This is a genomic window from uncultured Nocardioides sp., assembly GCF_947488025.1.
Classification (GTDB): Bacteria; Actinomycetota; Actinomycetes; order Propionibacteriales; family Nocardioidaceae; genus Nocardioides.
In genome coordinates this window covers 609356-620905 of record NZ_CANKYS010000001.1, presented here as the reverse complement: position 1 = coordinate 620905, position 11550 = coordinate 609356, and the positions used below count along the sequence as shown (strand labels likewise).

The window sequence follows — 11550 nt, the reverse complement described above, 5'->3', positions numbered from 1 at the left end:
CGCAACGGTGGGACTTCCATCCCACGAAGGAGCAGAGATGTCTGATGACGCCAAGGCGGCCCAGGAACTCGTCGAGACGCTGAAGGACGGCGAGCGGGGCTTCGCCGACGCGGCCGAGAAGCTCCGCGACGGCAAGCACCCCGAATGGGCCACGACCCTGCAGCGCTTCTCCGACCAGCGTGCCGGATTCTGGCGCGAGATCGTCGACATGGGTCACGACTACGGTGACGACGTCGACGAGAGCGGCACTGTCGCCGCGGCGGTGCACCGCGGCTGGATCGCGGTGAAGGATGCCCTCACCGGCGACGACCCCGAGGCCGTGCTCAAGGCGGCCCTGACCGGTGAGGACCACGCGGTCTCCGAGTACGAGGACGCCCTGAAGAAGGACCTCAGCGCCGGGTTCCGCGAGGTCGTCGTACGCCAGCAGGCTGCTGTGGTCGCTGCCCGCGACGAGGTCAAGGCGCTCCAGCAGGCGAGCTAGTCGCTTCGCCCGGCGTCGTTGCACATGACGACGTCGGGCGTGGCGCCACCACGCGGGGGGACGGTGGCCCGACGTTTCGGGGGTTCCATCGGACCACCGCCGGAGAGGACTACACCAAGCGCCTCTGAGGGACCGTTGAGGGATTCACCCCGTGCATCCTGAGAAGTCCGGTCGTTGCGGATCTGTGACCCGCCGAGCGATCTGCCGCCCCCGTCTCCCTCAGGTCTCGCCCCGGCGTGCCGATCACCCGGACGTGACCACCGCACCGCTCGTGGACCCGGCGGACCTGCTGGCCGCCGCCGAGTCCGTCGAACCCCTGCCCCACACCGTCGCCCGACTGGCCACGCTGGTTGCGGACCCGGACTCCGACATCCGCGAGATCAGCGACGTGGTGTCCCTCGACGTCTCGCTGACCGCGGACGTGCTGCGCCTGGCCAACTCGGCCGCACTCGGCCACCGCGCGAACGTCACGTCGGTGCGTGACGCCGCGGTGCGGCTCGGTACCAGCACGCTGCTGTCGCTGACCCTGGCTTCGCGTGTCGGCGGCAGGATGCTGCAGGCGCTGCCGGCGTACGGCCTCCAGCCGGGCGCGCTCTGGGAGCGCTCGGTGGCCGCGTCGATCGCGGCCGAGGTGATCCGCTCCCGCGCGCGTGTTCCGGTCCCGGCGGAGGCAGGGACCGCCGCGCTGCTGCACGACTTCGGCAAGATCGTGCTGGCCCGGCACTTCGGGAAGCAGGTCCTCGAGACGTTGGCCCTGGCCGCCGCCACCGACGGCCTGGGCCTGCTCGAGACCGAGCGGGTGGTCTTCGGGCTCACCCACGCCGACATCGGCGGCGCGGTGGCCGAGGCGTGGGGACTCCCGTTGACGATCGTCGACGGCATCCGGGACCACCACGAGGCGCACGAGGACCTGTCCGCCGTGAGTGCGGCAGTGGCGCTGGCCTGCGCGATGTCGTTCGAGATCACCACCCGGGACGCGGACCCGGAGGAGCAGGAGAGCCAGGAGGCCCGACGCCGTGAGGTCGCGCCCCTGATGAGGATCCTGCAGCTCGACGACGCCGACTACCGCGAGATCGTGGCGAGGTCGAGCGAGCGGTTCGGCGAGGTGGCCGACCGCTACGGCGGCTGAGCCGCCCCCTGCTGCCCGCGCCTCCCAGCCGCAGTGACGGCCGTCTCATCGCGCCCGTAACCTCTCGCGACCTCCCGCGTTGTCCACCCAGTAGCAGCACGGGACGGGAGCCCGCCCAGGGCCAGGGACGAGACGGCAGGAGGGTGCACATGGGTGTCGAGATCCAGGTCAACGACCTCACGAAGTCCTTCGGCAAGCAGCTCATTTGGGGCGACGTCACGCTCACCGTGCCGGCCGGCGAGATCTGCGTGATGCTCGGGCCGTCGGGCACCGGCAAGTCGGTGTTCCTCAAGACGCTCATCGGCCTCCTCAAGCCCGACAAGGGCTCGATCATCATCGAGGGCACCGACATCGCGAGCTGCCCGGAGCGGGAGCTCTACGAGATCCGCAAGCTGTTCGGCGTGCTGTTCCAGGACGGCGCGATGTTCGGCTCGATGAACCTCTACGACAACGTCGCCTTCCCGCTGCGCGAGCACACCAGGAAGTCCGAGTCCGAGGTGCGCGACGTCGTGATGGAGAAGATGGACCTCGTCGGCCTCCTCGGCGCCGAGGACAAGCTGCCCGGGGAGATCTCAGGCGGCATGCGCAAGCGTGCCGGCCTGGCCCGGGCGCTCGTCCTCGATCCCGAGATCGTGCTGTTCGACGAGCCCGACTCCGGCCTCGACCCGGTGCGTACGGCCTTCCTCAACCAGCTGATCGTCGACCTCAACGCCCAGATCGACGCCACCTTCCTGATCGTCACCCACGACATCAACACCGCGCGCACCGTGCCCGACAACATCGGGCTGCTCTACCACCGGCACCTCGCGATGTTCGGGCCGCGCGAGCAGCTGCTGAGCTCGGAGGAGCCGGTCGTACGCCAGTTCCTCAACGCGCAGCGGGTCGGCCCGATCGGCATGTCGGAGGAGAAGGACGCCGACGAGCTCGCCGCCGAGGCCGGCCAGGAGCTGCCTCCGCTGCCCCCCATCCCGCTGCAGCTCGACCCGTCCAACGGCATCCCGCGCCGCAGCCAGCGCCCGGCGGGGGAGTGGTGCCGCGAGCACGGCGTCACCCCGCCGCCCGGCTCCTTCGAGTCCAGCAACGCCGGCCTGGCACCGGGAGCCTGACGAGTCCATGACCACGTCCATGTCCTCGCGCGCGCTCGCGCCCATCGGGGTGGCCGGCAACCTCTTCGCCTTCGCCCTCGACGTCTTCCGCGGGCTGTTCCGGCGACCCTTCCAGGTGCGCGAGTTCATCCAGCAGGCGTGGTTCATCGCGTCGGTCACCATCGTGCCGACCGCCCTGGTCGCGATCCCGTTCGGTGCCGTCATCGCGCTCCAGGTCGGCGGCCTGATCAAGCAGTTCGGCGCCCAGTCGTTCACCGGCTCGGCGTCGGTCCTCGCGGTGATCCAGCAGGCGGCCCCCATCGGCACGGCGCTGCTGATCGCCGGTGCGGGTGGCTCGGCGATCGCCGCCGACCTCGGTGCGCGCAAGATCCGGGAGGAGCTCGACGCGATGATGGTGCTGGGCATCGACCCGATCCAGCGCCTCGTCGTCCCCCGCGTGCTGGCGTGCATGCTCGTCGCGTTCTTCCTCAACGGCATGGTCAGCGTCGTCGGGGTCAGCGGCGGCTACGTCTTCAACGTGATCCTCCAGGACGGCACGCCCGGTGCGTACCTCGCCAGCTTCACCGCGCTCGCCCAGCTGCCCGACCTGTGGATCGGGTTGATCAAGGCGCTCGTCTTCGGCCTGATCGCGGCGGTCGTCGCCTCCTACAAGGGCATGAACGCCAAGGGCGGACCGAAGGGCGTCGGCGACGCCGTCAACGAGTCCGTCGTCATCACCTTCCTGCTGCTCTTCGTGGCCAACTTCGTCCTCAGCATGATCTACCTGCAGGTCGTGCCCCCGAAGGGCGGATGAGCGATGCCACTACGAGACGTCTACGCCAAGCCGCTCGCCTCCCTCGACGGCCTGGGTGGCCAGCTGGCCTTCCACCTCGCGGTGCTCAGGGCCGTTCCCCGCTCGGTGACCCGCTACCCCCGCGAGATCATGCGGATCCTCGCCGAGGTCACCCTCGGCTCGGGTGCGCTCGCCGTCATCGGCGGCACGGTCGGCGTGATCATCGGCATGACCTTCTTCACCGGCGCCCAGGTCGGGCTCTCGGGGTACGCCGCGCTCAACCAGCTCGGCACCGCGGCCTTCTCGGGCTTCGTCTCCGCCTACTTCAACACCCGCGAGATCGCGCCGCTGGTCGCCGGCATCGCGCTCGCCGCGACGGTCGGCTGCGGCTTCACCGCGCAGCTGGGGGCCATGCGGATCTCGGAGGAGGTCGACGCCCTCGAGGTGATGGCCATCCCGTCGATGCCGTTCCTCGTCGCCACCCGGGTGGTCGGCGGCCTGATCGCCATCATCCCGCTGTACGTCGTCGGGCTGCTCTCGTCGTACTTCGCGAGCCGGCTCGTGGTGACCCAGTTCTACGGCCAGTCACCCGGCACCTACGACCACTACTTCAACGCGTTCCTGCCTCCGGGCGACGTGCTGTGGTCCTTCGGCAAGGTGCTCGTCTTCGCCGTGACCGTGATCCTCATCCACTGCTACCACGGCTACAACGCCTCCGGTGGACCCGCCGGCGTGGGCGTCGCCGTGGGCCGCGCCGTCCGCACCAGCATCGTCGCGATCAACGTGCTCGACCTGCTCCTGTCCATGGCCATCTGGGGCGCGGCCACCACCGTGCGGCTGGCGGGGTGAGCGGGTGATGAGGACGAAGGCCCTGGGTGTGCTGTTCCTCGTGCTGATGCTCGCCGCGGGGTGGGCGACGTACGGCGTGTTCACCCAGAAGTTCAGCGACTACGACGAGGTCACCGTGAAGGCCTCGAAGATCGGGCTCCAGCTGCCGCAGCGCGCCGACGTCAAGATCAAGGGCGTCATCGTGGGCGAGGTGCTCGACTACGAGCCGACGGTCGAGGGCGCCGACATCACGCTCGGCCTCTACCAGGACCGCACCACCGACATCCCGCGCGACGTGACCGCCTCGATCCTGCCGAAGACCCTCTTCGGCGAGAAGTTCGTCTCGCTGGTCGTCCCCGACGGTGGTTCGTCGGCGCAGCCGATCGCCGACGGGGACGTCATCCAGCGCACCGATCTCTCGATCGAGGTCGAGGAGGTGCTCAGCGACCTCTACCCCCTCCTGCGCGCGGTGCAGCCCGCGGACCTCAACACCACCCTGAACGCCGTGGCCACCGCCCTCGAGGGGCGCGGGGAGCAGCTCGGCGAGACGCTGGAGACGTTGGACGCCTACCTGACCCGGTTCAACCCCGAGCTCCCGGCCCTCGTCGAGGACCTGCGGCTCACCGCGCGGGTCTCCGACACCTACGCCGACGTGCTGCCGGAGGTCGCCACCATCCTGCGCAACACCATCACCACCACGTCGACGCTCGAGGACCGCGAGGACAGGCTGAAGGCGCTGTTCAACGACGTGTCCAGGTTCGCGGCCGTCACCGAGCGCTTCACCCGTGCCAACGGCGACAACCTGGTGCGCCTCGCCGACCTCGGCGCGGCGCAGCTCGAGGTGTTCGCGCGCTACGCCCCGGGCTACCCGTGCCTGCTCGGCGGCATCGTCGGCGCCGGCAAGCTCCAGGCCGAGGCGTTCCGCGGCTTCACCCTCCACATCGTGCTGGAGACGCTGCCCAACCAGCCGCGCGGCTACGGCCCGCAGGACGCTCCCGTCTACGGCGACAAGCGCGGCTACCACTGCGGGACGCTTCCCTCCCCACCGTGGTCCCAGAGCAACCCGCTGACCTCCCAGCCCGACTTCGTCGACGGGATCGACGAGCCCACCGGCAAGGGCACCAGCCGGGTCGGTCCCGGCTGGTCCGGCACCGCTGCCGGCTTCGCGGGCGGGCGCGACGAGACGGCGCTGCTCAAGGCGCTGCTCGCGCCCGGGCTCGGCGTCAGCGGCGACGACGTACCCGACCTCGGTGTCCTCCTGGTCGGGCCGATGGCGCGCGGGGCGGAGGTGTCGCTGCGATGAGCCGCATCCTGGACGCCAGGACCTCGATCGACCTGGTCAAGCTGCTGGTCTTCGTCGTCGTCACGTCGCTCGCCACGACCGTGCTGGTCGTGACCATCGGCAACCTCGACTTCGGTTCGTCGCGCGAGTACCGCGCCGAGTTCACCGACGCCACCGGCGTCACCACGGGCGACGACATCCGCGTGGCCGGTGTCCGCGTGGGGACGGTGAGCGAGGTGGAGATCGTCGACCGCACCCGGGCGCTGATCACGTTCTCGGTCGACCGCGACACCTCGGTCAACGGCGGCACCAACGCCGCGATCCGCTACCGCAACCTCGTCGGGCAGCGCTACATCTCGCTGACGCAGGAGGTGGGCGACACCCGGCGGCTGCCGGCCGGCTCGACGATCCCGGTGTCGCGGACCACGCCGGCGCTCGACCTCACCGTGCTCTTCAACGGCTTCAAGCCGCTCTTCGAGGCGCTCTCGCCCGACGACGTGAACCAGCTGTCGTACGAGCTCGTCCAGGTGTTCCAGGGGGAGGGCGGGACCCTCGAGGGACTGCTCGCGCACACCGCGTCGGTCACCTCCACCCTCGCGGACCGGGACGAGGTCATCGGCGACCTCATCGACAACCTGTCGCTGGTGCTCGACCACGTCGCCGACCGCGACCAGCAGCTCACCCGGCTGATCCAGTCGTTCCGCACGCTGGTCGGCGGGCTGAAGAAGGACCGCAACGCGATCCTCGGCTCGCTGGAGGAGGTCTCCGCCCTGTCGGTCGAGACCGCCTCCCTGATCGACGGCATCCGCGAGCCCTTCGTGAAGGACATCAAGGAGCTGCGCGCCGTCGCGGGCAACATCGACAAGAACAAGGCCGAGCTCGACCGTGCGATCCAGGTGCTCCCGATCAAGCTCACCAAGATCGGCCGCACCGCGATCTACGGCTCGTTCTTCAACTTCTACCTCTGCGAGTTCCAGGGGCGCGTCAACCTGCCCCGCGACGTCTCGATCCCGGTGAAGTACTCCACCGGCTCCGACAGGTGTGACCTCGGATGAAACCTTTCCGCGAGCGCAACCCCGTCGTCGTCGGGGCCATCAGCCTCGTCGTCCTCGCGCTGACGCTGGTCGCCGCGCTGCGGGCCGACGACCTGCCGATCATCGGTGGCGGGGACACCTACCACGCGATGTTCACCGAGGCCGGTGGGCTCAAGGTCAACGACGAGGTCCGCATCGCCGGCGTCCGGGTCGGCAAGGTCGACGAGATCGCGCTCGCCGGCGACGAGGTGCGGGTCAGCTTCAAGGTCGACGACGCCGCCGACTTCGGCGGTGACACCCGCGCCGCGATCAAGGTGAAGACGATCCTGGGCGCGATGTTCCTCGCGCTCGAGCCCGCCGGAGGCGGCCGGCTCGCCGAGGGAGCCACGATCCCCGCGGCGCGCACCTCTTCGCCGTACGACGTGGTCGAGGCCTTCGAGGGCCTCGCCTCGACCTCGGACCGGATCGACACCGACCAGCTCGCCGACTCGCTCACCACCCTCGCCGACCTCACCCGCAACACCCCCGAGGAGTTCCGGGGCGCGCTCGACGGCCTGAGCCGGCTCTCGTCCAACATCGCGGCGAAGGACGAGCAGCTCAACACGCTGCTGGTCAACCTCGAGCGGGTCTCGACGGTCCTCGACGAGCGCGACCAGGACATCATCGCGCTGATGGAGGACAGCGACGTGCTGTTCCGGGCCCTCGTCGCCCGCCGCGAGGCCGTGCACGACCTGCTGGTCTCCAGCACGACCCTCTCGAAGGAGCTCACCCGGCTCATCGACCAGTCGCGCGCGGACCTCAAGCCGGCCCTCGCCCACCTCGAGAACGTCGTGGCGGTGCTCAACAAGAACGAGGACAACCTCGACAGCAGCCTGCGACTGATGGCGCCGTTCTACCGCGTCTTCGCCAACACCCTCGGCACCGGTCCGTGGTTCGACACCTGGATCTCCAACTTCCCACCCGTCCCGCAGGTGGGCTGAGCCATGGACCTCGTGAAGCGCTTCCTCGCCCCGCTCGTCGTGCTCGGCTTCGTCGTCGCGGCGGCCGTCACCGTCCTCGGCGGCGACGCCTCCAAGACCGTCGTCGCCCACTTCCCGCGTGCCATCTCCGTCTACGAGGGCAGCGACGTCCGTGTCCTCGGCGTGCCCGTCGGCACGGTCACGCGCGTCGAGCCCACCGGCACCGACGTGACCGTGACGATGACGTACGACGACGAGGTCAGGCTGCCGGCCGATGCCCGCGCGGTGATCGTCGCGCCGTCGGTGGTGGGCGACCGCTACGTCCAGCTCACCCCCGCCTATCCCGGCACCGGTGACGTCCTCACCGACGGTGCGGAGCTGACCGTCGAGGACACCGCGGAGCCGCTCGAGCTCGACCAGATATACGAGAGCCTCGACCGGCTCAACGTCGCCCTCGGGCCGCGGGGCGCCAACAAGTCGGGCGCCCTCTCCGACCTGCTGTCGGTCACGGCCGACAACTTCGGCGGTCAGGGTGCGACCTTCCGGCAGACCGTCAAGGACTACTCCCGCCTCAGCTCGACGCTGGCCGGCAACTCCGACGAGCTGTTCGGCTCGGTCGAGGCGCTGGGGAGCTTCATGGAGACCCTCGCCGACAACGACCAGACGGTGCGCCAGTTCAACCAGTCCCTCGCCGACGTCTCGACGATGCTGGCGGGTGAGCGGGAGGAGCTGGTCGCCGCGACGAAGAACCTGTCGGTGGCCCTCACGGCGGTCAAGGAGTTCGTGGAGGAGAACAAGGGCTCGCTGAGCCGCAACATCACCGGGATCAACCGGGTCGCCAAGGTGCTGGTGCGCCAGCGCGCAGCGCTCGACGAGATCCTGCGCGTGGCTCCGGGGGCCCTCAACAACCTCGCGCTGACCTACAACCCGCAGGCCGGCACCCTCGACACCCGCGCCAACTTCGGCGAGTCGATCAACCAGCTCGAGATCGACCCGGCCGCGTTCCTGTGCGGCTTCGTCGGCCAGGTCGAGCGCTCGGGCCAGGTGTGCGACCGCATCACCGACCTGCTCGCCCGGCCGCGCGCCGGTGCCCTGGACCGCACGCCGGCGCCGCTCCCCGCGCAGGACGTGTTCGACCCTTCCCTCGGCGGGCTGGTCGCCGCAGACCCGGAGGAACAGCGATGACGCGGCTCAAGGTGCTCGTGCTGGGCGTGCTCGCCACGCTCTTCCTCTCCGCGTGCGACGCCAGCGTCTACTCGCTGCCGCTCCCGGGCGGGCCCGACGTGGGGGAGGACCCGATGACGGTGAAGGTGGAGTTCGCCGACGTCCTCGACCTGGTGCCCCAGTCGACCGTCAAGGTCAACGACGTGAGCGTCGGCAAGGTCAGCGCCATCGACCTCCAGGGCTACCAGGCGCTCGTCACGCTCGAGGTCCGGCGCGACGTCGACCTGCCCGGCAACGCGGTGGCCGAGCTGCGCCAGACCAGCCTGCTCGGCGAGAAGTTCGTCGAGCTGAGCGCGCCCGCCGAGGGGGCGATCGCGTCCCGGCTCCAGGACGGGGCCGTCATCCCGATCGAGCGCGCCGGTCGCAACCCGGAGGTCGAGGAGGTGCTGGGCGCCCTGAGCCTGCTGCTCAACGGAGGAGGCGTCGCCCAGCTCAAGACCATCACCCAGGAGCTCAACCTGGCCCTCGAGGGCCGCGAGGACTCCGCGCGCTCCGTGCTGCGCAACCTGCGCACCTTCACCGGCCAGCTCGACGAGAACAAGGCCGACATCGTCGACGCGATCGAGTCTCTCAACCGGCTCGCGCTCGCGGCGGAGAAGCAGCTGCCCACCATCGACCGCGCGCTCGAGGAGCTGCCCAGCGCGCTGGACTCGATCGACCGCCAGCGCGACGACCTCGTCGAGATGCTGGCCGCCCTCGACCAGCTGTCGTCGGTCGCCGTGGACGTCATCGCCCGGTCCAAGGACGCCACGATCACCTCGCTCGAGCGACTCGACCCGGTGCTCACCCAGCTCGCCGCGTCCGGGGACGACTTCACCAACGCCTTCAACGTCTTCCTCACCTACCCCTTCGTCGACGAGGTCGTGGGGCGGGACCCCCAGGTGGCGCGCAACCTGCACATGGGCGACTACACCAACCTGTCGATCACCCTCGACGTCGACCTGACCGGGATCCCGACGACGATCCCGACCACGTTGCCGACCGAGGCGTGCATCCCGCTGAGCGCGTTGCCGCAGGACGGCCCGCTCCCCGACACCAGCCGGTTGTGCCAGGACGCCCTCGACGCGATCAACGACTGCCTCGAGGGGCTGCGCCGAGGCGACGCGTCCGCGTGCGTCGGCCTCCCGGGCTCGGTCATCAGCGTGGTGTGCCAGCAGGCGCCCGTGCCCGGGCTGTGCGGCGGTTCGGGTGATCCCACCGTGCCGCTGCCCGACCCGACGCTGCCGACAGTCCCGGTGCCGCCGCTGCCGACGATCAGCCTGCCCGGCCTGCCCCGCCCCGGTGCGTACGCCGCCGGAACACCGCCCGACCGCGGTCGGGGGCCGACGATGGGGGAGCTCGCCGAGCGCTACGACCCCGCGCTGGTGAGCCTCCTCGTCCCCGGGATGGTGACGCGATGATCACCCGCCGCACCCAGCTGCAGCTGCTCGTGTTCGCCCTCATCACGCTCGTGGGCGTCAGCTTCGTGGGCGCCCGTTACGCGCGCCTCGACCGCCTCCTCCTGGACCAGAGCTACACCGTGGTGGCCCACTTCGCCGACTCCGGAGGCGCCTTCGCCGGGGCGGAGGTCTCCTACCGCGGGGTGCGCGTGGGAGAGGTCAGCGAGCTCGTCCTCACCGACGACGGTGTCGACCTCGTGCTCGACATCGACGAGGAGCACGACGAGATCCCCGCCGACGCCCGCGCGCTGGTCGGCAACCGGTCGGCCGTCGGCGAGCAGTACGTCGAGCTGCAGCCGCAGAGCGACGACGCTCCGTTCCTCGCGGACGGGTCGGAGATCGCCCGGGACCTGACGACGACACCGATCCAGACCGACACGCTGCTCACGCACCTCGACGAGACCGTGCGCAGCGTCGACCAGGACGACCTGCGCACCGTGACCTCCGAGCTCGGGGTCGCGTTCAGGGGAGCCGGTGACGACCTCCAGACCATCCTCGACAGCAGCAGCGAGCTCATCACCGTGGCGGAGCAGAACTTCGACGTCACCGTCGACCTGATCCGTGACAGCAACACGGTGCTGAACGGCCAGATCGACTCCGAGCGCGCCTTCCGTCGCTTCGCCCGCGACCTCTCGACGTTCTCCACCACGGTGGCCGACCACGACCGCGACCTGCGCCGGCTCATCGAGGACGGCTCGCTGGGCGCCAACGAGCTGCGCGTCTTCCTCGAGGACAACGAGGTCGAGCTCGGCGACCTCATCAACAACCTGGTGACGACCGGCGAGGTCGTGGTCAAGCACCTCGACGGCATCGAGCAGCTGCTGGTCATCTACCCCTACGTCGTCGAGGGCGGCTACACGGTCGTGTCGAGGTCGCCGGGCACCGGGCTGTACGACGCCCACTTCGGCATGGTCCTGACCCAGGAGCCGCAGGTGTGTCTCGGCGGCTACGAGGGCACCGACCGCCGCTCTCCGCTCGACGGCAGCGACGCCGCCATGAACGAGGGCGCCGGCTGCACCGAGCCCGCCTCGAAGTCCAACGCTCGTGGCGCGCAGAACATCCAGGCGCCGCGGGCGGCCACCGGTTGGGGGGCCGCGGACTTCGCGTACGACCCGGAGACGGGTGCCGTGACGTCCGACCCGGCCGAGATCCAGCGGCTCACCGGGGCGCGTGCCGCGGCGCCACGGACGCTCGGCGAGGACAGCTGGAAGTGGCTCTACCTCGAGCCGCTGCTCGGTGAGGGCGTGACCACCGGCGCCGGTGGTCGTTGACCCTTTCAGACCCCTTGGAGGAGGG

The 11550-nt window shown here is 70.2% G+C and carries 11 protein-coding genes; all 11 read left to right on the top strand.

Annotation, left to right across the window (positions count from 1 at the left end):
• The first annotated feature begins 37 nt into the window (after nucleotides 1-37).
• Nucleotides 38-481, top strand: coding sequence for a PA2169 family four-helix-bundle protein (locus Q1B24_RS02875; RefSeq protein ID WP_299923023.1), 444 nt, complete (start codon nucleotides 38-40; stop codon nucleotides 479-481).
• 253 nt (nucleotides 482-734) lie between these two features.
• The gene (locus Q1B24_RS02870) at nucleotides 735-1610 is read left to right on the top strand and encodes an HDOD domain-containing protein (RefSeq protein ID WP_299923021.1); all 876 of its coding nucleotides are present in this window, start codon (nucleotides 735-737) and stop codon (nucleotides 1608-1610) included.
• 149 nt (nucleotides 1611-1759) lie between these two features.
• A complete protein-coding gene (locus Q1B24_RS02865; protein ID WP_299923019.1) occupies nucleotides 1760-2716 on the top strand; it encodes an ABC transporter ATP-binding protein in 957 nt (318 codons plus the stop codon).
• Between the two features lie 7 nt (nucleotides 2717-2723).
• Nucleotides 2724-3509, top strand: coding sequence for an ABC transporter permease (locus tag Q1B24_RS02860; protein WP_299923017.1), 786 nt, complete (start codon nucleotides 2724-2726; stop codon nucleotides 3507-3509).
• Nucleotides 3510-3512: 3 nt separating this feature from the next.
• Nucleotides 3513-4337 carry an ABC transporter permease gene (locus Q1B24_RS02855; protein ID WP_299923014.1) on the top strand — a complete coding sequence of 275 codons (825 nt, stop codon included), beginning with the start codon at nucleotides 3513-3515 and terminating at the stop codon, nucleotides 4335-4337.
• A gap of 7 nt (nucleotides 4338-4344) precedes the next feature.
• Nucleotides 4345-5619: an MCE family protein gene (locus Q1B24_RS02850; protein WP_299923012.1), complete on the top strand. Its 1275-nt coding sequence runs from the start codon at nucleotides 4345-4347 to the stop codon at nucleotides 5617-5619.
• Nucleotides 5616-6653, top strand: coding sequence for an MlaD family protein (locus Q1B24_RS02845; RefSeq protein ID WP_299923010.1), 1038 nt, complete (start codon nucleotides 5616-5618; stop codon nucleotides 6651-6653). The genes Q1B24_RS02850 and Q1B24_RS02845 overlap by 4 nt, the downstream gene beginning before the upstream one ends.
• Nucleotides 6650-7612, top strand: a complete 963-nt coding sequence (locus tag Q1B24_RS02840) for an MCE family protein (protein ID WP_299923008.1) — start codon at nucleotides 6650-6652, stop codon at nucleotides 7610-7612. Before Q1B24_RS02845 ends, Q1B24_RS02840 begins: the two co-directional genes overlap by 4 nt.
• Before the next feature lie 3 nt (nucleotides 7613-7615).
• Nucleotides 7616-8776 (top strand): MCE family protein, encoded by a 1161-nt coding sequence (locus tag Q1B24_RS02835; protein ID WP_299923006.1) that lies wholly within the window; start codon nucleotides 7616-7618, stop codon nucleotides 8774-8776.
• Nucleotides 8773-10215 carry an MCE family protein gene (locus Q1B24_RS02830; protein ID WP_299923004.1) on the top strand — a complete coding sequence of 481 codons (1443 nt, stop codon included), beginning with the start codon at nucleotides 8773-8775 and terminating at the stop codon, nucleotides 10213-10215. Before Q1B24_RS02835 ends, Q1B24_RS02830 begins: the two co-directional genes overlap by 4 nt.
• Nucleotides 10212-11525 carry an MlaD family protein gene (locus tag Q1B24_RS02825; RefSeq protein WP_299923002.1) on the top strand — a complete coding sequence of 438 codons (1314 nt, stop codon included), beginning with the start codon at nucleotides 10212-10214 and terminating at the stop codon, nucleotides 11523-11525. The genes Q1B24_RS02830 and Q1B24_RS02825 overlap by 4 nt, the downstream gene beginning before the upstream one ends.
• The last annotated feature ends 25 nt before the right edge of the window (nucleotides 11526-11550 follow it).

Bases quoted from the DNA above. Each gene is read 5' to 3' on its own strand.
- Q1B24_RS02845 (WP_299923010.1), top strand. From the start codon at position 5,616: ATGAGCCGCATCCTGGACGCCAGGACCTCGATCGACCTGGTCAAGCTG.
- Q1B24_RS02850 (WP_299923012.1), top strand. From the start codon at position 4,345: ATGAGGACGAAGGCCCTGGGTGTGCTGTTCCTCGTGCTGATGCTCGCC.
- Q1B24_RS02825 (WP_299923002.1), top strand. From the start codon at position 10,212: ATGATCACCCGCCGCACCCAGCTGCAGCTGCTCGTGTTCGCCCTCATC.
- Q1B24_RS02840 (WP_299923008.1), top strand. From the start codon at position 6,650: ATGAAACCTTTCCGCGAGCGCAACCCCGTCGTCGTCGGGGCCATCAGC.
- Q1B24_RS02865 (WP_299923019.1), top strand. From the start codon at position 1,760: ATGGGTGTCGAGATCCAGGTCAACGACCTCACGAAGTCCTTCGGCAAG.
- Q1B24_RS02860 (WP_299923017.1), top strand. From the start codon at position 2,724: ATGACCACGTCCATGTCCTCGCGCGCGCTCGCGCCCATCGGGGTGGCC.
- Q1B24_RS02830 (WP_299923004.1), top strand. From the start codon at position 8,773: ATGACGCGGCTCAAGGTGCTCGTGCTGGGCGTGCTCGCCACGCTCTTC.
- Q1B24_RS02835 (WP_299923006.1), top strand. From the start codon at position 7,616: ATGGACCTCGTGAAGCGCTTCCTCGCCCCGCTCGTCGTGCTCGGCTTC.
- Q1B24_RS02855 (WP_299923014.1), top strand. From the start codon at position 3,513: ATGCCACTACGAGACGTCTACGCCAAGCCGCTCGCCTCCCTCGACGGC.
- Q1B24_RS02875 (WP_299923023.1), top strand. From the start codon at position 38: ATGTCTGATGACGCCAAGGCGGCCCAGGAACTCGTCGAGACGCTGAAG.